The 21224-nt window shown below is 70.2% G+C and carries 23 protein-coding genes and 1 pseudogene; 16 read left to right on the forward strand and 8 right to left on the reverse strand.

Annotation, left to right across the window (positions count from 1 at the left end; all coding sequences use genetic code 11):
* The first annotated feature begins 43 nt into the window (after nucleotides 1-43).
* From AB5J87_RS00485 to AB5J87_RS00505, 5 genes are all read left to right on the forward strand, one after another.
* Entirely contained in the window at nucleotides 44-187 is a 144-nt protein-coding gene (locus AB5J87_RS00485) for a DUF6000 family protein (protein ID WP_369383316.1), read from the forward strand.
* A gap of 23 nt (nucleotides 188-210) precedes the next feature.
* Nucleotides 211-1233, forward strand: a complete 1023-nt coding sequence (locus tag AB5J87_RS00490) for a hypothetical protein (protein WP_369372624.1) — start codon at nucleotides 211-213, stop codon at nucleotides 1231-1233.
* 109 nt (nucleotides 1234-1342) lie between these two features.
* Nucleotides 1343-1735 (forward strand): glyoxalase, encoded by a 393-nt coding sequence (locus AB5J87_RS00495; RefSeq protein ID WP_369372626.1) that lies wholly within the window; start codon nucleotides 1343-1345, stop codon nucleotides 1733-1735.
* A 352-nt stretch (nucleotides 1736-2087) separates the two neighbouring features.
* Complete coding sequence (locus tag AB5J87_RS00500) at nucleotides 2088-3350, forward strand: cytochrome P450 (RefSeq protein ID WP_369372628.1); 1263 nt, start codon at nucleotides 2088-2090, stop codon at nucleotides 3348-3350.
* Nucleotides 3351-3696: 346 nt separating this feature from the next.
* A complete protein-coding gene (locus AB5J87_RS00505; protein WP_369372630.1) occupies nucleotides 3697-4059 on the forward strand; it encodes an STAS domain-containing protein in 363 nt (120 codons plus the stop codon).
* 404 nt (nucleotides 4060-4463) lie between these two features.
* On the opposite strand, the gene AB5J87_RS00510 is transcribed toward AB5J87_RS00505, so the two are convergent.
* Nucleotides 4464-4634, reverse strand: a complete 171-nt coding sequence (locus tag AB5J87_RS00510) for a hypothetical protein (protein ID WP_369372632.1) — start codon at nucleotides 4632-4634, stop codon at nucleotides 4464-4466.
* Nucleotides 4635-4743: 109 nt separating this feature from the next.
* Here AB5J87_RS00510 and AB5J87_RS00515 point away from each other — a divergent pair, with 109 nt between their 5' ends.
* Nucleotides 4744-5322: a helix-turn-helix domain-containing protein gene (locus AB5J87_RS00515; RefSeq protein ID WP_369372634.1), complete on the forward strand. Its 579-nt coding sequence runs from the start codon at nucleotides 4744-4746 to the stop codon at nucleotides 5320-5322.
* 6 nt (nucleotides 5323-5328) lie between these two features.
* Here the strand turns inward: AB5J87_RS00515 and AB5J87_RS00520 are convergent, their stop codons facing one another.
* The 3 genes from AB5J87_RS00520 to AB5J87_RS00530 are packed head-to-tail and all read right to left on the reverse strand — an operon-like array spanning nucleotide 5329 to nucleotide 6880.
* A complete protein-coding gene (locus tag AB5J87_RS00520) occupies nucleotides 5329-5667 on the reverse strand; it encodes a hypothetical protein (RefSeq protein ID WP_369372636.1) in 339 nt (112 codons plus the stop codon).
* On the reverse strand, nucleotides 5664-6284 hold the full coding sequence (locus tag AB5J87_RS00525; RefSeq protein WP_369372638.1) for an Asp23/Gls24 family envelope stress response protein: 621 nt from the start codon (nucleotides 6282-6284) through the stop codon (nucleotides 5664-5666). The genes AB5J87_RS00520 and AB5J87_RS00525 overlap by 4 nt, the downstream gene beginning before the upstream one ends.
* Nucleotides 6281-6880, reverse strand: coding sequence for an RNA polymerase sigma factor (locus AB5J87_RS00530; RefSeq protein ID WP_369372640.1), 600 nt, complete (start codon nucleotides 6878-6880; stop codon nucleotides 6281-6283). Before AB5J87_RS00530 ends, AB5J87_RS00525 begins: the two co-directional genes overlap by 4 nt.
* A gap of 607 nt (nucleotides 6881-7487) precedes the next feature.
* Here AB5J87_RS00530 and AB5J87_RS00535 point away from each other — a divergent pair.
* From AB5J87_RS00535 to AB5J87_RS00555, 5 genes are read left to right on the forward strand one after another with little or no spacing between them, the layout of a single operon-like run.
* A complete protein-coding gene (locus AB5J87_RS00535) occupies nucleotides 7488-7988 on the forward strand; it encodes an Asp23/Gls24 family envelope stress response protein (protein ID WP_369372642.1) in 501 nt (166 codons plus the stop codon).
* A gap of 53 nt (nucleotides 7989-8041) precedes the next feature.
* The gene (locus tag AB5J87_RS00540; protein ID WP_369372644.1) at nucleotides 8042-8227 is read left to right on the forward strand and encodes a hypothetical protein; all 186 of its coding nucleotides are present in this window, start codon (nucleotides 8042-8044) and stop codon (nucleotides 8225-8227) included.
* Nucleotides 8224-9195 (forward strand): DUF6286 domain-containing Asp23/Gls24 family envelope stress response protein, encoded by a 972-nt coding sequence (locus AB5J87_RS00545; RefSeq protein WP_369372646.1) that lies wholly within the window; start codon nucleotides 8224-8226, stop codon nucleotides 9193-9195. Before AB5J87_RS00540 ends, AB5J87_RS00545 begins: the two co-directional genes overlap by 4 nt.
* Entirely contained in the window at nucleotides 9192-9776 is a 585-nt protein-coding gene (locus tag AB5J87_RS00550) for a hypothetical protein (protein WP_369372648.1), read from the forward strand. Before AB5J87_RS00545 ends, AB5J87_RS00550 begins: the two co-directional genes overlap by 4 nt.
* A complete protein-coding gene (locus AB5J87_RS00555; protein WP_369372650.1) occupies nucleotides 9766-10671 on the forward strand; it encodes a YihY/virulence factor BrkB family protein in 906 nt (301 codons plus the stop codon). The genes AB5J87_RS00550 and AB5J87_RS00555 overlap by 11 nt, the downstream gene beginning before the upstream one ends.
* Nucleotides 10672-10785: 114 nt before the next feature.
* Here the strand turns inward: AB5J87_RS00555 and AB5J87_RS00560 are convergent, their stop codons facing one another.
* From AB5J87_RS00560 to AB5J87_RS00570, 3 genes are all read right to left on the reverse strand, one after another.
* Complete coding sequence (locus AB5J87_RS00560) at nucleotides 10786-11151, reverse strand: PH domain-containing protein (protein WP_369372652.1); 366 nt, start codon at nucleotides 11149-11151, stop codon at nucleotides 10786-10788.
* 154 nt (nucleotides 11152-11305) lie between these two features.
* Nucleotides 11306-12229 carry a hypothetical protein gene (locus AB5J87_RS00565; RefSeq protein ID WP_369372654.1) on the reverse strand — a complete coding sequence of 308 codons (924 nt, stop codon included), beginning with the start codon at nucleotides 12227-12229 and terminating at the stop codon, nucleotides 11306-11308.
* A 183-nt stretch (nucleotides 12230-12412) separates the two neighbouring features.
* Complete coding sequence (locus AB5J87_RS00570; protein ID WP_369372656.1) at nucleotides 12413-13093, reverse strand: TetR/AcrR family transcriptional regulator; 681 nt, start codon at nucleotides 13091-13093, stop codon at nucleotides 12413-12415.
* Nucleotides 13094-13151: 58 nt separating this feature from the next.
* Between AB5J87_RS00570 and AB5J87_RS00575 the strand changes: the two genes are divergently transcribed.
* The 3 genes from AB5J87_RS00575 (at nucleotide 13152) to AB5J87_RS00585 (ending at nucleotide 16417) form a co-directional block, all read left to right on the forward strand.
* On the forward strand, nucleotides 13152-14045 hold the full coding sequence (locus AB5J87_RS00575) for an SDR family NAD(P)-dependent oxidoreductase (RefSeq protein ID WP_369372658.1): 894 nt from the start codon (nucleotides 13152-13154) through the stop codon (nucleotides 14043-14045).
* Between the two features lie 683 nt (nucleotides 14046-14728).
* Complete coding sequence (locus AB5J87_RS00580; RefSeq protein WP_369372660.1) at nucleotides 14729-15319, forward strand: hypothetical protein; 591 nt, start codon at nucleotides 14729-14731, stop codon at nucleotides 15317-15319.
* Nucleotides 15320-15337: 18 nt separating this feature from the next.
* On the forward strand, nucleotides 15338-16417 hold the full coding sequence (locus AB5J87_RS00585; RefSeq protein WP_369372662.1) for a hypothetical protein: 1080 nt from the start codon (nucleotides 15338-15340) through the stop codon (nucleotides 16415-16417).
* Between the two features lie 284 nt (nucleotides 16418-16701).
* Here the strand turns inward: AB5J87_RS00585 and AB5J87_RS00590 are convergent, their stop codons facing one another.
* Nucleotides 16702-17178, reverse strand: coding sequence for an Asp23/Gls24 family envelope stress response protein (locus AB5J87_RS00590; RefSeq protein ID WP_369383317.1), 477 nt, complete (start codon nucleotides 17176-17178; stop codon nucleotides 16702-16704).
* Nucleotides 17179-17918: 740 nt separating this feature from the next.
* Here AB5J87_RS00590 and dnaK point away from each other — a divergent pair.
* Both dnaK and AB5J87_RS00600 read left to right on the forward strand, forming a co-directional pair.
* Nucleotides 17919-19622 (forward strand): annotated as a pseudogene (dnaK, locus tag AB5J87_RS00595) (molecular chaperone DnaK); the annotation flags it as partial.
* Between the two features lie 263 nt (nucleotides 19623-19885).
* Entirely contained in the window at nucleotides 19886-20731 is an 846-nt protein-coding gene (locus tag AB5J87_RS00600; protein WP_369372664.1) for a class I SAM-dependent methyltransferase, read from the forward strand.
* Nucleotides 20732-21224 lie beyond the last annotated feature (493 nt).

The following is a 21224-nucleotide window of genomic DNA, read 5'->3' on the forward strand; positions in this document are numbered from 1 at the left end:
CGCCCGCTCCTGTCCGCTGCGCCCACCGTCACGGACTGACCACATCCCTCACTACGACCAGCCTGCCGCCTTCACCCCGCTCCTCCGCCTCGATGCACTGCTCGGCACCCACTTCGTCGGCCGCTTCACCGAGCCCGACGGTCCGTGGCACCGCGCTGCGTCAACACGTGCTTCGCGCCGAGCGTGACCTGCCCCGGCTACCCCGCACAGGTGTGGACACCTCGTATCAGCGGCGGTGCGCCATGCACCTTCGACACCGGCTCCGTTGACGGTGTCGGCTACTTCTGGGGCCTGGACGACCCCGACCCCACCAAGCTCGTCAAGGGCTCCGCGGGCGAGGGCGACAACCCCCTGACCGCCACCATCGTCCCCAACTATGGCCCGCACACCCTCTACGTGGCGGCGGTCGACCGGGGAGGCAACATCTCCGCGGTCACGGAGTACCCCTTCAACGTCGGGTACGGAAGCCTGAACAGCCCGGCCGACGGCGACGCCATCGCCAGTTCGGCCGACGGCGAGAGCACCGGCCGTCCCCTCACGCTCGAAAGCGTGGCGCCGTCGGACAAGTACGGCGTGACCTACCGCTACAAGGCGATCGACACCGACACCTGGACGGCCGTACCGGTCGGTGACGTCACCACGGCCACCGGCGGCGCCCCCGCCTCCTGGCCGCTGAAGCGGACGGACACGGCCGCTCCGGTCCCCTCGCTCAGCTGGAACGCCGCCAAGACGGCCAAGGACGCGGGCCTCACGGCGGGCGGGTTCCAGGTCGTCGCCTGCTTCACCGACAAGACCACCGGGAACGAGCAGTGCTCCGGCATGTCGACCATCGCCGTGAAGGACCCCGGCGTGCCCGAGGACACCGACTGGACTCCGCTGCCCGCCGCGACCTGCCAGGAGCTCAGCGCCTCCGGCGCCGGGGACTTCGACGAGGACTGCGGAGTCGGCTCGAGGCTAACTTCTGGGTCCGGATCGACGCGTGGCCGGCAGGCGGGGTCAGCCTGCGCAACGGTCGTTGACCTACGAAACGTCGCCGTCCAGGGGGCAGTCTCATCCGCCCGGCAGCCGCTCGGGCCTGGACGCCCGAGCGGGCCGACCAAGGGCGCCGACGGTTCCTCGACCGTGACGTGGACGAGGACGCGTGACGCCGTGCCGTGTGGGGGACTCCCATCAGTCGGTGATCACGCAGTTGGAAAACGGGCGTACCGGGCCGGACGGGCCCTCCGGCGCTGATGGACCGACTGCCGGTGCAGGCTGGCGCCCTCTGCCGGGTCCCCGCCCTTGCCAGGACCGCTCAGCTCTCATTATCTTGACGCCAAGATTTCTTGGTGGAGGAGAAGTTGTGGCTCTGGGAACGCTCGGATACTCCTTGGACGGCCTGCATCACGTGCAGCTCGCGATCCCTCCAGGCGCTGAGGACCTCTGCCGCGAGTTCTGGGGAGACGTTCTCGGCATGGCAGAGGTCGAGAAGCCGCCGGCGCTGGCGGCTCGTGGCGGGTGCTGGTTCCGAGGTGGTGGCCTGGAGATCCACTTGGGCGTTGAAGGGGACTTCCGCCCGAACAGGAAAGCGCATCCCGGCATCCTTGTGACCTCGCTCCAGGCGCTCGCCAAGCGATTGGAGGACAAAGGAGTGAGCGTCACCTGGGATGACAACTTTCCTGGTCACGATCGCTTCTATGCGTTCGACAAGTTGGGCAATCGGCTCGAGTTCCTCGAACCCGTCCGCGATGTCTGACGCCGCATGATCAGGGCGTCTTCTTCGCCCAGTGGCTGGTGCCGGGCCTTTTGCGGGTGAGGCGTCGGGTCATCATGGTGATGAGCACCCCGTCCAGGTGAGCTGTGGACAGCACCGAGTCGCCAGGTGCGGATGCGCCTGCCGAAGGCGAATCCACCAACGGTGGTACGGCAGTTGGCGTTGCTGGCCGGTCAGCGATGACTGCAGCCGCAGGTAAGCGGAGCCGGATCTGCGCCCGGCCTCCACGCAATCGCTCCGTCGGCGGCCTGGCCCCTTCCATCGGGCCCTGGCAGCCTTCCCGGTGGTGTTCTCATCCAGCACCACTGTTTCCGCCGCCGAAGGAGGGACTCTCATGAGCGCCGACACTCCGTTCGTCCTGGACCCCGCCGGCCGCGACCGGGCGGGCGAGGACGCAGCGCTCCGCGCACGCGGGCCCCTCACCCGCGTCGATGTGCTGGGCATCGAGGCGTGGGCTGTCACCGACCCGGCCCTGATCCGCCAACTCCTCACTGACCCACGGGTGTCCAAGGATCCACGGCAGCACTGGCCGCGCTTCCCCCAGGACATCGTCGGGAAATGGCCGCTCGCCTTATGGGTGGCGGTGGAGAACATGTTCACCGCCTACGGCGGCGACCACCGGCGGCTGCGCCGCCTGATCAGCCCCGCCTTCAGCGCCCGGCGCATCACCCACCTCGCCCCCCGCATCCAGGAGATCACCGAGGCTCTCCTCGACGACTTGGACCAGATTCCGCCGGGAGAAGCAGCCGATCTGCGGGAACGGTTCGCGCTGCCACTACCGATCCAGGTCATCGCCCACCTCATGGGCCTTCCCCCCAGCACGGTCAGCGACCTGCGTCACCTCGTCGACCGTGTCTTTGACACCACCCTCGCCCCCGAAGAAGCACAAGCCAACACCGCACAGCTGTACGCCCTCCTGAGCAACCTGATCACCGCCAAACGCCGGCAGCCGGGCGAAGACCTCACCAGCGACCTGCTGGCCACTCCGACCGACACCGACGAACACCCCCTCACCGGACAAGAGCTGCTGGACACCCTGCTGCTGGTCATCAGCGCCGGATACGAGACCACCGTCAACCTGATCGACCAGGCCATCACCGCCCTGCTCACCCACCCCGAACAACGGGCCCTCATCGATACTGGTGCCGTGACGTGGGAAAGGGTCGTCGAGGAGACGCTGCGCCACCAGGCCCCCGTCGCCCACCTCCCGCTGCGCTACGCCGTCCAGGACATCCCCCTGGACGGTGTCACCATCGCCCAGGGCGAGGCGATCCTCATCTCCTACGCCGCAGCCGGCCGCCACCCCGCCCTCCACGAACAGGCCGACACCTTCGACCTTGAACGCCTCTCCAGCGAACACCTGGCCTTCGGCCACGGAGTCCACTTCTGCCTCGGCGCGCCGCTGGCCCGCCTGGAAGCCACCAGCGGCCTGCGCGCCCTGTTCACCCGCCACCCCCACCTGGCCCTCGCGGTCCCTGCCGACCGACTGCGGCCGTGGCCCTCGTTCATCGCCAACGGCCACGCCACCCTGCCTGTCCTGCTGCACCCCGACCCCAGCGCCCCGACATCCTCCCGAGAGCCCGAGGCAGGCACCTGACCACGAGGCCAGCACACCCTCATCCCGCTCGCCTCCCTGCTCGACGTCACCCTCCCCGGGCGCTGCGGGCCGCGCTGGAGGGGGTGCTGCGCCACGAGGGGCTGTCCTGAACGTCCTTACGCAGAAGGGACGTTCGGCGCCATTGGCCCGAATCCCGCACTTGAAATGCGGCCGAATTACACACTGTCACGGAGGTGCGAGGCGCCAGCGGGCTGGGCATCACGACTAGCAGGAGCTTTGTGAAATGGACCCCTCTCCACGCCTCACGGATGTCACGGAGAGTAATAGATACAGGTGTCGTGCGCGTCACGGCACAACCGTTCTGAGGAGAACAGGCAGGCTCGACGTGAGCACAGACGAACTCGCCTTCTCCGTGCGGACTCGCACGGTCGGCGGGACCTTCATCATCGAAATGCGCGGTGAGTTGGACATCCTGGCGTACCACGAATGCGCGGCGAGCCTGCGTGAGCTGACCCCCCGGGACGCCCTCGACGTGGTGCTGGACCTGCGGCCGGTGACGTTTCTGGACGCCAGTGGCATCCGGCTGCTGCTGACCGTGCGGGACGAAGTGGCCCGCCACGGCGGCAGGCTGTGTCTGGTGCGGGCGGTTCCGCGAGTGTGGCAGGTACTGCGCATCGTCCGCCTCGACGACGTCTTCACCTCGGTCGACGACCTTCCGCCGAGTCTGACGGAGAGCGCCGCCGCGTAGGCGACCGCCAGGTCACGGGGCTGGCAAGGCCGTCCCCATGGCTCCGCCGTGCCGGCAGGCGGAGCCATGGAGGCGGGGCGCCACGACCCGGTGGAGCGGAGCAGCAGGGGGTGACCGAAAGGGCCCGGCCGTGGTGGCCCAGTGGGACCCACGGGGCCCACGAGCGTTCGGTGGCTGCAAACCGGCCATGAACGCCTGCGTCTGCGCCTCGCCGGGGAGGCGCAGCCCTGGAGCGCAGGGACACCCTGGCGGTGGCCGCATGTTCCTCGGCCTCCGCCAATGACGTGCTCTGGAGCGCCGCGCTGCCGCAGACGACGTCAGTCCGGCTCGCTGGTCGGCCTTCGCAGCGCGGGCGGCGGCCAGTTGTCCATAGGCAATGTCGCGGCCGAAGAAGCTGAGGGCGATCAGGCGGTCGGCGGCCAGGTTCCGCAGCCGCTTGCCGGGATCGGCCCCGGTAGCGAGCCGCTGGGACGCAGGACGAAGTCGGCGGGATCGCCGGACGCCGTCTGCCGGAAGGCGGCGCGTCCGCCCGCGAGGAGGAAGTGGCAGGACGACGGCGGCCGGGCATCGGGCATGGGCACCTCGCCTTGACGTCCTCTCCTCGCTGAAGACAGCCCGCTACGGCAAACGGGTGCATTACCTGACGTAAAGTCACATCACGTACTGACTGGTTGTCATACGGTCATGACGATCGAGGTTCTTCCCCAGCAGCCCATGCCGTCCCACCCCCGTCGCCGGGACGGCAACGTCCCGCTGCCGGCCCCCGAGGAGCGCGTACGACTGCGCCGGGCGTGGCGGCTCACCGAGCAGCAGGTGGCAGCCGCGTTCGGTGTGACCGCGTCGACGGTCCGCTCCTGGGAGGCGGGACGCACCGCGCCGACCGGTCTGCGGCGGGCGTCCTACGCGGCCTTCCTCACCGGCTTGGCGCAGGGGCTGGTGCCCGGCCCCGCCACCAGCGCCGCCCCCGAGTCCGCCCTGCGGCCGGTCCGGCGGCCCCGGCGCACCCGCCGAGTCGTGCCGCCTTCCACGCCCCGGACGCTGAAAGAACGGCGGGGCGCCGAACCGCTGCCGGGCGGCACCGTGCCCGTACCGCCCGTACTCCCCGGACGCGCTCCGGCACCAACTCCCGGACGGCCGGTCGGTGCTGGACCCGACCCGGTCTCCCCTCTGCGCGTACGAAGGTTCCGGATGACGGCGGCTGCGGTCGGGGTGTGGATCGCCGCGGCGCAGTTGATGGCGACCTCGCCTCCGCCCCACTGGTGACCGGCCTCAGAGGAGCCCCGTGACCGTGACGGTGACCCGGGGCGGGGCTTCGGCGGGGGCCAGGACGCCCAGGCGGTGCCCGACGGTGTCACGGACACGGCGGGCCACGTCCACGGTCCGCGCCGTGCGGAGCGCCACGACGTGGATCTCGATGTGCCAGGGCCCCGTGCCGTCCGGCCGGGTCATCCGGAGCCCGGCCGGGTGCGGCCCCGGCCGGGCCAGGGCGGTGCGCAGCCGGTCGGCCAGGCCGGGCCGCAGGAAGGCCACTCCCGGTACGCCGGTCACGGCGGTGGCGAGTTCCTCGGCCAGCGCGCTGTGCGGGGTCTTCGTGGTGTGCTCGGTCATGCCGTGGGGCCTTCCCGGTTGTCGTCGCCCGTCGGAGGCAGGAGGTCGGTGACCCGGATGTGCACGGACGCCACGGCCATGCCCAGGGCGCGGTCGGCGGCGTGGACGACGTGTTCCCGTACCCGCGCGGTGAGGTCGGGCAGGGGAACGCCGGTCGGTGCGTGGACGTCGAGGCGGACCTCGACCGTGCCGTCCGCGCGGACGTCGAGGAGGCGACAGGAACCGGCGCGGACGCCCGCGACCGTCTCCGCCGCGGCGCGCAGGGCGCGGGCCGCAGTCGCTTCCATGATCCACAGGTCCTCGGCGGGCTCGCCGAGCGGCAGGGGGCGGCCGGGGCGCAGTTCGAGGCGGACGACGTCCATGATCCGGCGGGTCAGCGGCTCGGCGTCGTCATACTCAAGGTCCGCCGCCTCCGTGCGCCACCCGGCTACGGCGGACTCCAGTTCGTCGAGGCCGCGCACCGCCTGCCGGCAGTGCGGGCAGGTCTGCTGGTGGGCGTCGGCGGACTGGGCCTCCCAGTCGGTCCACACGCGGGACAGCAGCCGTCCGCAGGGCAGGAGTTCGTCGTCACCGTCGTGGGCGGACGTGTCGTGCGGCGGGTCGATCCGGTCGGTCATCGCCAGGCCCCCAGTGCTTGTGTGAGACAGCGGCGTGCGCGGAAGACACGGGCGCGGACGGCTTCTTGGCTGATGCCCACTGTTTCCGCCACGAACTCGTAGGACCGCCCGTCCAGTTCCCGCAGCACCCAGCAGGCGCGCTGCTCGGCCGAGAGCAGGTCGAGGGCCTCGCGCAGTGCGCGCGCCGCGTCCCGGCCCTCGGTGATCCGGGCCGGAGAGGTGCTGTGCTCGGCCGCGGGCACGTCGCCGACCGCTTCCAGCGGGGCGGTGGGTCTGCGGGCGCGCAGCACGTTCAGGCAGCGATTGGTGACGATCCGGTAGATCCAGGTCCCGAAGGAGGAGCGTCCCTGGAACTCGGGGAGCCGCCGCCAGGCGCTGAGGAAGGCGTCTTGGACCGCGTCCTCCGCCTCGGTCCGGTTGCCGAGGAGTCGGGTGGCGAGCCGGGTGAGCGACGGCGCGTGCCGACGCACGAGCACGGCGAACGCGTCCTCGTCACCCTCTGTGGCACGGACCGTCAGCAGGGCGTCGTCCGTGTCGGGCCGGGTGTCCGGTGGTGCGCTGTCCGGTGGTGTGCTCGCTGTGCGGGCCCCCGCCACTGGGTGGCTCCTCTCGTCGGGTCTTTCGAAGGCCGGTCCTCCAGGGGTTGGACACCGCGGCGCCGTCCCCGTTACGCGGGACTTCGTTCGGCGCGGGCCCGGCGGATGCGGACGGGCGCCGTCACTTCGGCGACCGGCGGACGCATGGATGTCTTCCAGGTCACTCGTCGCCGAGGTGGGCGCGGATCGGCGGGAAGGGACATGCGTCCCACCTTGGGTGCGACCCGTCCGGCGGGGTCTCGGCGCGAGCTGTGGCTGCGCGCTTCGACCGGAATACCGGCACGGCCGGCGTCCCGGACGCGCGGCCCGCGAAAGCCGGGGCGTCCCCGCAGCCGTAGTTCCGCCCGCACTCACCACCTCCATTTCCAGCCCGTCCCGCACCGCCGCCGACGCCACCAAGGCGGACCGCGGCAACGTCCAGACCTGCCAGGTCGCCGTCCCCCCTCATCGACACCCTCCTGCTACCCCGGACTGACACGGCGTCACCGGCGGGGCGGCACACCTTCGGCATCCCGCCGATTTCCTTCCGGCCCCGCGTCACAGACGCGCCCGGTCCGGGTCTGACGAAGTGAGAAGCCAGCGAAAGCACAGCCGAGAGGAACGCGCGATGACCACCCAGACCGTGCCCACCCCCAAGGACGTGTCCACCCCGCAGACCGGCAGGCCGCCCCGCACCACGGCCGTGTCCGGCGGCGCCGCCGGGGCCGACCAGCCCGCGCCCGACCGGGGCCGTACCTCGATCGCCGACGTCGTCGTCGTGAAGGTGGCCGGTATCGCGGCCCGCGAGATCCCGGGCGTGCACGACATGGGCGGCGGCCTCTCCCGCACCATCGGCGCCGTACGCGACCGGGTGCCCGGTGGCCGCGCCAACGTCGCACGAGGGGTCAAGGTCGAGGTGGGCGAACGGCAGACGGCCGTCGACCTGGACCTGGTCGTCGAGTACGGCGTCTCTGTCATGGACGTGGCCCGGGACGTCCGGGAGAACGTGGTCGACGCGGTGGAGCGGATCACCGGCCTGGAGGTCGTCGAGGTCAACATCACCGTCGTCGACGTCCACCTGCCCGACCAGGACGAGTCCGACAACACCACCGGGGCCCGCGTGGAGTGACGGCGCCCGGGCGCGGGCACACGGGGAGTCGTACGGGTGAGAGGCAGAGGGACATGAGCACACCAGTAGTGGGAATGGCCGCGGGCATGGCGCTGGCGTTCGCCGCCTTCTTCGGCGGGTTCGGCGCCTTCCTGCTCGTGGCCGCACTCGGCGGCCTGGGCTGGGCGCTGGGCCGGTGGATCGAGAACGGCGGCAGTGTCCAGGACGTACGGGACGCCGTCGAGCGGAGCCGCCGATGACGGCCTCCGCCGAGCGGGGCACCACCACCGTCTCGGAGCGGGCCGTGCGCCGCATCGCCGCGCGGGCGGCCACCGAGGCACTCCCCCGGCAAGGATCCTCCCGGGCGACCGGGGCCTCGGCATCCGTGCGCGGCGGGCGGGCGGAGCTGTCCCTCGGGATGACGCTGCCCTACCCGGCTCCCCTCGCCGACACCGTGCGGGAGGTGCAGCGCCATGTCACGGCACGCACCGGGCAGTTGACGGGACTGAGTGTGGCATCCACGCGGGTCACGGTCACCTCGCTGGCCGCCCCCGAGGGACCCGCGTCCCCCGCACCGCAGAGCGAGCAGGGCCCTACGCCGCGCCGTTGGTGGTCGCAGCGCCGGGTCCCCGTCGCCTTGCTCACGGCACTGGCCGCCGTGCCCTGCGGTGCGCTCGCCTTCGATCTGGCCCAGGTGCACACCGCTCACCGGGCGACCGCGGCCTGGCGGACGCGGACCATGGCCTGGCTGTCGGAGCACGGGCCGGGTGATCCGGCCGTGGTCGTTTTCGGCGCGCTGACGGCGCTGCTCGGTGTCTGGCTGATCCTGCTCGCGGTGACCCCCGGCCGGCGCCGCCAGTCCACGGTCCTGATCCCTGCGGCCCGCGTGGACGCGGCGGTGGACCGTTGCGTGGTGCAGCTGCTGGTCCGTGACGCGGTGGCGGACGTGGCGGGGATCGGCGCGGTACGCGTACGGGTGCGCAGGCGCCGCGTCACCGTTCGGGCCGCTCTCTGCTTCGGCGACCGCGCGGCCACACGGGACTGCGTCACCTCCGCCGCCCGAGCCGCCCTGACCGCATGCAATCTGCGTCGCGTCCCTCGCCTGCGCGTCACCGTCGTCCCCGAGCCGATCTGGCGCCCGCCCCTGCCGGGGGAGGCGACGCACGGCCCCGCGCCCGACCGGCCCGTGCCGACATCCGCTCACATCCCGGAAGGTGACACGCGATGAGGCGCGCCCGTACGACCGCCAACCGCACCGTCCTCACCGTCGCCGGGCTCACCCTGCTCCTGACGGGCACATGGCTCACCCTGACCAGCGGCCCCCTTGGGGCGCGGCTGCCGTCATGGTGGCCGACCGCGCGCACAGACACCGTCCTGCTGGACCGCACCCGCCTGGCACAGCTCCGTGCCGACGCCTGGTGGACCCCGACCGTCCTGGCCGCGACGATCGCCCTGACCGTGCTCCTCGCGTACGTGTCCCTCGCCCAGCTCCGCCCGGGCCCGACCCGGCACCTGGCCCTGCCCTCACCCCACTCCACGGTCCGCCCCCAGGCCCTCGCGGAGGCCCTGAGCACACGCGCCGCGGCCGTCCCCGGGGTTGAGCGCGCCCGTGCCCGGGTACTGCCCCGCCGCCGGCAACGCCTGGACGTGGGCCTGCGCGTCTGGCTGCACCCGGGCACACCCCCGTCCACCGTCCTGGCCGCGCTCCACGCCCTGACCGCCGAGGCCGAGCTGGCGACCGCGCCGTACACCTCGTACACCAGGCTCCGGCTGAGCACACCCCGACACCGGGGGTCCCGTGTCCGCTGACATACGGGCCGGGCTCCTGCGCCGGGCCGGTCGGCTGCCGCGCCCGCCCGCGGCCTGGTGGCCTGCGCTGCGCCGCACCCCCCGGTCCCTGTGGGACGACGACATCTCCGACTACGCGGCGGCCCTGACCTATTACGCGATCCTGACGGTGCTGCCCGCGCTGCTGATCACCGTGCTGGCGTTCGGCATGATCAGCCCGGACACGGCAGCGGAGTTCGTCACCCACGTCACGGCCTACGCACCCGCCGAGTCCGGTGCTCCGCTGCACGACGTCCTGAGCAGGCTGCTGGGTGCCGACCGGACGGCGTGGCCCCTGCTCGCGACGGCGTCGGCCAGCGCCCTGTGGTCCGCCTCCAGTTACCTCGCCGTCTTCCGGCGGGCCCTGCACCGCATGCACCGACTGGAGGACCGGCGCTCGACCTGGCGCACGGCGCACCGGATCGTGCTCACCGCGCTCGGGCTGCTCGCCCTGCTGCTGGCCGGCTCGCTCACCCTGCTGCTGACGGGCCCGCTCGCCCAGGCCGCCGGCCGGACGCTCGGCGTGGACACCACGGCGGCCTGGGCGTGGAGCCTGCTGCGCTGGCCGCTGCTGCTGTGCCTGGTCGCCCTGCTGGTCGTGGTCGTCTTCCACACCGGCCCAGCCCCCGCCCGCCGCCGCGAGCGCAGTCTGCCCGGCGGGGTACTGGCGGCTGCCCTGTGGCTGACCGTCTCCGCCGCATTCTCGGCGTACGCCGGCACACTGGGCGCCTACAGCAAGCTGTACGGCTCCCTCGCGGGCGTGGTGGTCTTCCTGGTGTGGCTGTGGCTGTCGAACCTCGCCCTGCTCACCGGGGCGCAGTTCGCCGCGGAGCTCGCACCCCGGGCTCACAGCACACGCAAGGAGCCCGTGGCGTAGCTCTCCCGTCCGCGCAGCCCGGCACCGGACGTGACCTCCACGTGGCGGTCGTTGGCGCCCTTCGCGTCAGTGCGCAGTCACCGGGCCGCGCGCCGTTCCCGCCCGACAGGGCCGTCAGCGGGCCACGAACTGTGTGAGGATCGCCTGCACCTCGTAGATGTCGACCCCCTTCGTGAAGGTCTTCTGCAACGGCGTCGGGTTGCTGGAGATCCAGATCTTCAGCTCCGCGTCGAGGTCGAAGTGCCCGGCCGTCTCCACTGCGAAGTGGGTGATGCTGCGGTACGGCACGGAGTGGTACTCGACCTTCTTGCCGGTGATCCCCTGCTTGTCGACCATGATCAGGCGACGGTCGGTGAACAGCATGGTGTCGCGTATCAGCGTGTACGCGGCGTGCACCTGCTCACCGTGACCGAGCAACCGCCCGTACTCACCCTGCGCCTTCGCCGGGTCGACGGTGTGCGCGTTTCCGAAAAGCGCCATGACAGGCCCCCCAACTCGTTCGAACTGCAGCCCCCGCGTCACTGATGAAACGCGGGACCTTGCCCACTGTATATCGGCGCAGAGGAGGCGAGTCGAAGGTATGTACGACCCGAGGGATCGGGCAACGACCGCAGGCCGGGGGTCCGCCTGGCTGTCATCCGGACCGGCCCGGGTCCGGTGCAGCGGTGGTTGCGCCGCCGGTGCCCGCGGCGCTGCTGTCGGCCCGCAGCGGTGCGGGAATCGCGTCCAGTCGCGCCAGGGACGGGTCGTTCACCTGGCCCGCTGCCAGCGCATAAGCGACACCTCGCTCGGCTTCCGTACGCGCCGCCACCCCCACGTAGATCAAGGTGATGAGAAGAGGCAGGGCCAGCAGGCACCAGGGGCTCCAGCGGACGGCCAAGACGATGCAGGCCGCGGCCAACGGCCCGCACATCGCGATACGGAAGTCGGCTTCGGACTGGAGCCGGTCGTGTTCCATCGCGACGGGATCCGACGAGCCGCGCAGGCGCAGGATGATGCTGTAACCGTCCGCCTGCAGTTGGTCGGCCAGCGCCTCGACGGCGACCACCCGGCGGACGATCGAGTACCGCGTCCAGCTGTGGGCAAGCGCGAGGTGCTCCCACTCGGGCTTGGTCCGAGTGGGCGAATCCGTGGGGGGATCGGCCACCGTCCGGTCGAGGAGCTGGTTGCGGAACGCGGTGTCATGGGTGAACCGCTCCGCGAGGCGGATGGCGACCAGGTCGACGAGTGCCTCGTTGACCTGGTCCTCTCTCTGGCGGCCGGGGGTAATGCGGGCGATGGGGCTGCGGCGCAGGGCGGCCCCGACCGCGTACGTGACACTCAGGCCGAGCTGGGTGGCGATGACGCCGAGGATGTACGCGGCCACGCTGCTGGCGATTCCCACCGCGACGAGTCCCGCGGCATGTGTCAGCCGGTACACATCCGCCAGGACTCCTTGCGCACTCCCCCGGTCGGGTACGCGGTGGCCGACGGCGAGCCACAGCACGATCAACCACGTATATCCCACAGTGAGAGGAGTGCGAACCTCCCGCACTCCTGGCAGCAGGGTGGCCAGCATGCAGCAAGTCTGACCGAGATCATGTCGGTGGGAAATCCCTCGACGCGGCGTAAATCAGAGGCCGTTCGGGGATGAGGGTCCCGCCGACACGGCGCAAGTCGTCTGTCGCCGTACCCGGAGTGGCCGCCGCCCCGAGCATGCGTCTCCCGCGATCCCCCATCGCTTTTGGAGCGTGGTGGCGGGTCAGTGCGGTGGCGCTGCGCCTCGGCGCCGTGCGGTGGCCCCTTCCAGGAGCGCGGTCAGGATCCGTGCCAGGCGCGGTTCCACGTCCACGATGGCGTGTGCGAGCCGTGGATCGCTGCGGTAGAGCGCCGCGACCTCGGGTCCCGGGGTCGCGATGTTCCAGAACGTGCCGGCCATCGACGTCGCGGCGGCGATCAGGTCCACGCCGTCGCCCTCGGTCAGCTCCGGCAGCCGCTCACGGACCGCGGCGACGACAGCGGTGACCGCTTCCATGGTGACCAGTTTGAACTCCCGCACCGCCTCGACCGAGACGTTGCGTTCCAGGTTCATCGGCGCCTGCGCGAGCAGGTCGCAGAACATTCCCCGCGCCGCGAGGGTGCGCGCGAACGCCTCGGCCACGCCCGCCGCGTCGCCGTCGGCGGCCCGGCCGATCTCGGCGCACAGGACGGGCGTCCATTCCTGCCAGCCGGCGGCGGTCAGGCGCAGGAAGATCTTCTCCCGCGTCTCGAAGTACCGCAGCAGCGCGGATTTGTGCATGCCCACCGCCGCGGCGATGTCGGTCAGGGTGATCTGCCGGATGCCGTGCTCGACGCCCAGCGCCCGTGCGGCGTCCAGGATGGCAGCCTCCCGCTGCTGCTTGGCCTGCGGGGACCGGGCGCGCTGGAAGTCGTTGGTGTCCACAGCCCCATCCTAACGCAACCCTGTTGCACTATTAACGCAACGGTGTTTTACTAACGCCATGCCCGAGAACACGAACGCGAACACGCAGCAGACCTGGTTCATCACCGGCTCCTCCCGCGGCTTCGGCCGCGCCCTGGTCCGGGCCGCCCTGCAGGCCGGCGACACGGTGGCGGCAACCGCCCGCCGGCCCGAACAGCTCGACGACCTCGTCGCCGAGTTCGGCGACCGCATCGCCCCGATCGCACTCGACGTCACCGACCCCGCAGCCGCCAAGGCAGCACTGGAGGAGGCAAGGAAGCGCTTCGAACGCATCGACGTCCTGGTCAACAACGCCGGATACGCCAACGTCTCCCCGATCGAAACCACCGACGACGAGGACTTCCGGGCCCAGTTCGAGACGAACTTCTGGGGCGTCTACAACGTCACCAAGGCGGCCGTCCCCCTGCTGCGCGAGCAGGGCGGCGGGCTGGTCGTCCAGTTCTCCTCCATGGGCGGCCGGGTCGGCGGCTCTCCCGGGATCGCCTCCTACCAGGCGGCGAAGTTCGCGATCGACGGCTTCAGCCGCGTGCTGCGCACAGAGACCGCGCCCTTCGGCGTCCGGGTCCTGGTCGTGGAGCCGAGCGGCTTCCGCACCGACTGGGCCGGCTCCTCCATGACCGTCCACGACGTACCCGAGGGCTACGAGAGCACCGTCGGCGCCATCAACCAGCGGATCCGCCAGAACACCGAAGGCCCCGCGGGCGACCCGGTACGCGCCGCGGAAATCCTCGTACGAATGGCGAAGCGCCGCGACATCCCCACCAACCTCGCCCTCGGCGTCATGGCCTCACAGGGCTCCATCGCACAGGACCGGCAACTCCTGGCCCAGGACGAGAAGTGGAGCACCGTCGGACGGTCCGCGGACTTCGCCGAGGCATACCCCGTCGACTTCCCGCAGGACACGGCCGCGTAAACGGCGTCCCGCTCGCGGCGGCGCTCGGGCAGTTCGACCGTTCCGTACGCGAAGGCATTGCCGCGATGGGCATCGACCCCGCTTTGATCCCGAAGCCCTGACTGCTGCCCAGCTGCCCGAAGTGGGAGATCACGCCGTGGCTCGCGTGATCACGGCGTCAGAACCCTCCTGGATGGCGCCATGGGGCGGGCCGGACCCGCACCAGTTCCGCAACCCCGGCGCGGCGCACCTTCATGATCGGGCCGCCGCGAGAGCGCCCGAGGGTGTGGTCGTCGGGTTCGGCCCGGCCTGACGCCCCTTTTCTCCGGGCAGCGGCAGCATGCCGGAGGACCGGGCAAAGGGTGGGGTCGACCGCGACGGTCCGGCCGATACCGGCAGCGGAAATCTTCGATTCTGCTTTACGCCGACTCAGGTACTGCCATAATCGCGCCAGGCGGATCCACCGAACTGTGGATCCAGTTCTTCCCAGGGGGCCTGAATCTCGTAAATCTCCCGGCATTGCTCGTGTAATCGACGGGCTCGCCCCTCGCACGTTCCGCTGATCAGCACATGCTGCTGTACGTCCGGCACCGCAGCCGGTTCGCGGCGGTCTGCAGCTACCACTCCAGCGGCGAACGTCCCCAGTTCACCCGAAGTCCGTCCGGGCTTCCGCACCGACAACGCCCACACGGAAAGCAGCTCACATGGCGAACAGCCTGGTCAGGGTATCTGACGGTCACCTCGTCTTCGGCGACGCCGTGTCGCGCATCGCCGAGTCGCTGAACCCGCTCGGCGTCGCAGCAAGGCTGGTCGCCGAGTCCTACGCCCTGACCACCGAGATGCGGCGCATCAATGTGGAGAAGACCCGGGCCGCCGACAGCAAAGAGATCACCCTGGCACTACTGGATCAACGCCGCCGGGAATCCTCCGCGATGTTACGCCAGCAGCGACAGGAACTGGGGCAAGCCGACACCAGCGCGCAATCGCTGCGGGAATGCATGGTCAATATGCAGCGTGAAACCGTCACACCCGGACTGGCGGCGGAGGAACGCATCGCCTACGTCGAATTGACCAAGCATTTGACCACCATGTTGGTCCAGCATCACACGGAGCAGGCAGGCGGCCTCGCGGTCGCCCTCGACCAACTGCTCAACGGCACCGGCGCAACAGCTCTCGCCCCGGCATCACGCACCGCCCGATCGCAGCAGCCAACGGCCCAGCGGCAGCGGACCGGGCGGCGTGACGGCGGACAAACGCCGCGCACCGCAAGCCGTGATCGCGGGCGCCGAGGCTGACCGGGAGGTCACTGAACGGTGCCCAGTAACCGTAACGGCGGCGCGGGTTGCACCATTGCGCTACTCGTCGTCGGCGGCCTGTTCTTCGGCCTTCCAGCGACGATGCTGCTGGCGGCACCGGCGATCGCGGCCCGCATCAAGTTCAGTGGTGCGCCCGGTCTCGCTCCCTACCTGCGGGAATGGCTGTGGGCGTCGATCGCCTCGCCGCTGCTGGCCGTGGCACTGGTCCGGCTTGCCTTCTCCGCGCAAGGCCGGCTCCGCAGCCGTTCGCCTGTGGTGACGCGTTGGCTCGGCCTGCTCGCACGGGCCGCGATCGTACTCGGCGTGATCAACATTGCCGTCTTCGTCCAGTTGACGGACGCGGGGCGCACCGACCAAGTCATCACGAACGGGCTACCACTCTTCGCTCTCGCGGCTCTGCTCGGCATCGCCGCACTGATCGCGATCTCGGCGATCGACCGCCGGCCGAAGCCCGTCTCCGTCCACGAGGTCCACGCCGCAACCGCGGAGGCGAAGCGGGCACTGAGACGGGTCCGCGCGGAGAACGAGCGGGTACGCCGACAGGCCGAGGAAGTACACGCACGACTGGCGAAGCTCCGCGCCCGAGACGCCGGCCCGGCCGGCCGTGCGGCTCACTCCGCCGGCGGGCGCGCCAGGGACACACGGAATGACCGCCGACAGTCAGCCCGGCCCCCTCTCGATTTCCACGCCCTTCGTACCTTCCACCGCGAGTCGTATCTCTGTGCCGATACCGCGCATGTGGCGTACCAGTCCGCGCAGACATCGCTGCGGACGATGTCGCATGTAGTGCGGCGGGCGCGGATCGGTACACAGATCTGGCTGCCGACGAGCCGCGCCTCGCGGGTGGCACGCGCCGAGATGCGCGATGCCGCAGCGCATCTGGCGCGATCGCACGGCGAGCTACGGACACAGGTCGACCAGGGCTTGGGCCTGGTCCGTAACCTCAATGCCCATACCGCCGACCTCAAACATGAGATCCGCGACAACTACGGCGAGAACGGCCGGGCGTGGTTCGAGGCACTTGAGCAGCGCATCACAGATGCACGAGCCGAGCGTCGCGCAAGCCGCTTCGGCTGATGACCACGTGGGGCTGGGGTCGTACGGTCGCGGACGACCGCACGTTGAGCCTGTAGCGGGATGAAGCCCTGTCAGCGGTAGCCGATGAGCCGGTCAAGGACTGCACCATGGCAGCGATCCGCGCCGGTCCCGAAACGCACATTGCTGCCCTCGCTCCTGACAGCACTCAGCCCCGACGCGTCAGGGTGCACGGCACTCTCGGCTTCCGCGGGGGCCGCCGTGAACGCGCCGCAGAACCGGCCGCCCCCGCCGGAGAAATCGCCCCGTGCCACGCCCGGTTCGCCCTATTCGACGCGCGCTTCGGCCAAGGCGCTGTCGTCGTCCTCGGGCAGGTGGACATCGTTGACGGTGACGTTGACTTCCACCACTTCGAGGCCGGTGATCCTCTCCACCGCGGCGATGACGTTCTCGCGTACGTCGCCGGCCAGATCCGTGATGGACACCCCGTACTCGACGACCAGGTCCAAGTCGATGGCGGTCTGCCGCTCGCCGACCTCCACCTTCACACCGCGCCCCACGTTGGGGCGCCCGCCGGGAACACGGTCGCGCACGGCGCCGATGGTGCGCGCCAGCCCGCCTCCCATGTCGTGCACGCCGGGGATTTCCCGGGCCGCCATCCCCGCGATCTTCACGACCACGACGTCCGCGATGGACGTCTTGCCCCGTGTCGAAGCGGGCTCGCTCGCGCCGACAGCTCCCTTGCTCAGCGCGGTCGTCGCCGCCGCGTCCGGCTGCGACGTGGCCTTGGACGCCTGTGGAATCGAGGCGGTCGGCGACACCGGCGTGCTCTGCTGCGTGCTCACGGCAACATCCCTTCGTCGAGCGCCCCCAAGAAGGCGCTGCGAACTGCTGATACCTACTCCGACACCGCCCGGCGCCGAATGTGACGCGGTTTCCCCGAAAACACTCGGCCAAGCCCTCAGTCCCACGACACACAGGAGTACGCCGACGACCTGCGCCTGGCTGTCAAACGACCGCAACAAAGGGGAGGAACCATCATGTGGCGGGAATGTCCACACCACCCCGGCGTGGAGGCAGGGGCGACGACCCGGCATCCGGGCGACGGCCGACGCGGTAGCGGCGCTCCGGGACGCGCAGGCCGGTGGCCAACGCTCAGCCGGCGCAGTGGTGTGCCGGCCACTCACCCAGGGCGTGGGGGTCGAACGGTTCATCCGCCACTCGCACGCGGCCATCCGCGAGCGGGCCGCTGCCCGGCCCGGCGAGGCCGGACGGCCGACGGGCGTTCTCCGGGACGATCCGCGGTTCAGCCGGCTCGGACATGTGCGTTCCCGTCGCGCGATCTTGCCCCTGGGGGGGGCGCCAGACAGTCCTCGACACATTCTCAGATCACGGACTGGCGCGGTCGTCCGGACGCACCCGCGCCTCGCCAGGGAGAACCTGCGGTCCTTTTGAAACCGCGTGTACCGATTCGACGGGTATGGAAGCCTGATGGAGGGAGAGTCCACGCGCGGCTGTGGCCGCGGCGGCTGGAGGGTGCAGGGTGGCTCGTGCTGTCGGTATCGACCTGGGGACGACGCATTCCGTCGTGAGTGTTCTCGAAGGCGGTGAACCGATCGTCGTCACCAACGCGGAGGGGGACAGGACCACGCCGTCCGTCGTGGCCTTCGCGAAAAGCAGGCAGGTGCTGGCCGGCGAGCCGGCCAAACGGCAGGCGGTGACCAACGCGGGCCGCACCCTCCATTCGATCAAGCGCCGGATGGGCACCGGTTGGAGGGGACGCGTCGACGGCACGGTCTTCACGCCGCAGCAGGTCAGCGCGTTCATCCTGCAGAAACTGAAGCGGGACGCCGAGGCGTTCTTGGGCGAGGAGGTCACCGAGGCGGTGATCACCGTCCCGGCGCACTTCGGCCAGTCCGAGCGGCAGGCCACCAAGGAGGCCGGCGAGATAGCGGGACTGAAAGTCCTGCGCATCATCAGCGAACCGACCGCCGCTGCCCTCGCCTACGGCATCGACAAGGACGACCAGACCATCATCGTCCTCCACTTCGGCGGCGGCACCTTCGACGTGTCGCTGCTGGAGATCGGCGACGGCGTGGTGGAAGTGAAGGCCACGAACGGCGACAACGAACTCGGCGGTGACGACTGGGACCAGCGCATCGTCGACCATCTGGTCGAGCGGTTCGCCCATGACCACCGCGTCGATCTGGGCACGGACAGGACAGCGTCTCGACGCCTGCGCGAGGCCGCGCAGAAGGCGAAGGTCGAATTGTCCTCGACCACCGAGACCACGATCGACCTGCCCTACATCGCGGCTTCCTCTCAGGGTCCGCTGCACCTGCACGAACCGCTCACCCGGGAGGGATTCCAGGAGCTCACCGCCGATCTGTTGGAGCGCTGCAAAGCACCGTTCCACAACGTCATCAAAGACGCCGGTGTAGGACTCGCGGAGATCGACTACGTTCTTCTCGTCGGCGGCTCGACACGCATGCCCGCCGTCATCGAGCTGGTCGACGAGCTGACCGGCGGCAAGGAACGTCAACGCGTCCGTTCGGACGATCCGGTCGCCCTGGGTGCAGCCCTTCAGGCCGGCGTCCTCAAAGGCCAGGTGAAGGACGTCCTGTTGCTCGACGCCACCCCGTTCTCCCTCGGTGTCGGGACCAAAGGCGGCATGATGAAGAAGATCATCGAACGCAACACCACGATCCCGGCCAAGCGCTTCGAAGTCTTCACCACGGCACGGGACAACCAGACCGAGCTGGAGATCCAGGTATACGAGGGTGAGGACGAGCGCACGGCCGGCAACAAGAAGATCGGCGACATCACGCTCACCGGCCTGTCTCCGGCGAAGGCCGGCACGCCCCAGATCGAGGTCACCTTCGACATCGACGCCAACGGCATCATGCACGTCTCCGCCAAGGGCTTGCGCACCGGCAACGAACAACGCGTGACGGTTACCGGCGGATCCGCTCTGTCAGCGGCCGACCTTGAGCGCATGAGGGGTGAGGCAGCACGGCACGAGGAGCAGGAACGTGGGCGCCGCGCCTCGGCCGACAACCGTGACGAGGCCCAGCACGTCGTCTGCACCATCGAGAAGTTGCTTCAGGAACGCGCGGACACCGTGGAGGACAACATCAAAGCCGAGGCTGCGGCCGTGATCGGCGAGCTCAAAGAGGCCCTGGAGAACGGGGACGACACGGCCATCTCCGAGGCCACTGAGAAGGCCAGGCTCTTCGCGCGGAAACTGCACGGCTGGTGAGTGACGTCGGCTGCGGGGTCCTCGGCCCGGCGTAGACGCAGGTCGGATGCCTTCCAGGAGGCCCCCGCCCTTCTCTCCGGGCCGTGCACCTCCTGCCCGCGTCCGCGGGTGACCTGGCTCGTTCGGTCCTGGTGGATCGGAGCCTCAGATCTGGCTATGGCCGTCAGGGCGCTTCAGGCGCATCCTGTGCAGAGCGGGCAGTGGGGTGGGAGCGGCCGACCTGCCGGGTTCTGGCCGGCAAGGAGGAATGCGTGGAAGGCACGCCGAGCAGAACGGCGATGTTTGCGGCCACGTCGCGGGGTTTGTTTCGCCTGGAGACGACGTCGCCGTGGGTACTGGACGACGTGCTGGCCCTGGTGCTTGTCGGCCCGGTATGGCAGCAACTGCGAGAAGAGTTCGATCCGCTGTTCCCCCACCCGGCCCGTCGCGAGGCCCGCGCGGCTGTCTGCACGCGCAGCCGGTACGCCGAGGACCGGCTTGCTGCCCGCGCCTTCACGCAGTACGTGATTCTCGGCGCGGGGCTTGACTCGTTCGCGTGGCGGCGGCCGGACCTGCTCGGCCCGCTGACGGTGTTCGAGGTTGATCACCCCGCCTCCCAGGCATGGAAGCTCGACCGGGTCAGAGATCTCGGCCTGCCGCTGAACGCCTCGCAGGTATTCGTGCCGGTTGATTTCGAGGCCGGACCGGTCCAAGGCGCCCTGGGCGCGGCCGGGTTCGACTGGGCGCAGCCGGCAATGTTCTGCTGGACGGGCGTCGCCCCCTATCTGACGGCACAGGCGATCGAGTCGACGTTGCACACGATCGCAGCGGCCGCTCCCAGCTCCGAGGTGGTCTTCTCCTACCGGGCCGAGGACGCCGTGCTCGACGACACGGGGACGGAATACGCCCGTATCTACACCCCGATCGCGGCCTCTGTCGGCGAGCCTCTTCAGCCTGGCTGGCCGGTGTCCGAGATCGACAGGCTGGTCAGCCGGTGCGGGCTGAAGGTCGTGGACCACCCCACACGTGCGGACCTCCAGCAGCGGTACTTCGCCGGCCGTACCGATGGCCTGCGGCCCTATACCTTCGAGACCCTGGTGACCGCACGGGTCATCTGAGCAAGAGGTTCCGCACAAGCTGTCCCACCGTCGAGGTCCGTACCGAATTCGCCGAACCAAGAGCGGTTCCATCCTCCTTTGAGGGATCCTCATTGCTGTTGCCTGGCTTTGGGTGGACAACAGGACCACCGTCAGCGAGTACCAGCGGCTGCACCGTGAGCGCGGGTCGGGAACCGAATCGAAACAGGGGTGCGGATCGGCGACCCGGCCGACGTCCAGCGGCCCCAGCTTGACCAGCACGGTCGGACTGGTGGCAGTGCGGTCCTTCCGCGGGAATCGGCACGTAAATGACCCTGCGTGACGACCGACGCATCACCGCGTCACCGCTTCTACAGCGGTTCGTCGGGCCAAGCGAGGGGTGGATCCGCTCGAACGGCCCACCCCGGGTTGCCGGTTACACAGCGCCCCCATTTGACTGGATCCTGCCGTGGTGCTCCGGCTTCACATATCCGGCCAGTCACGCTCAGTGCATGACGCGGCAGGCATTCGCGGA

The organism is Streptomyces sp. cg36, assembly GCF_041080675.1.
In the GTDB taxonomy this organism is placed as follows: domain Bacteria; phylum Actinomycetota; class Actinomycetes; order Streptomycetales; family Streptomycetaceae; genus Streptomyces.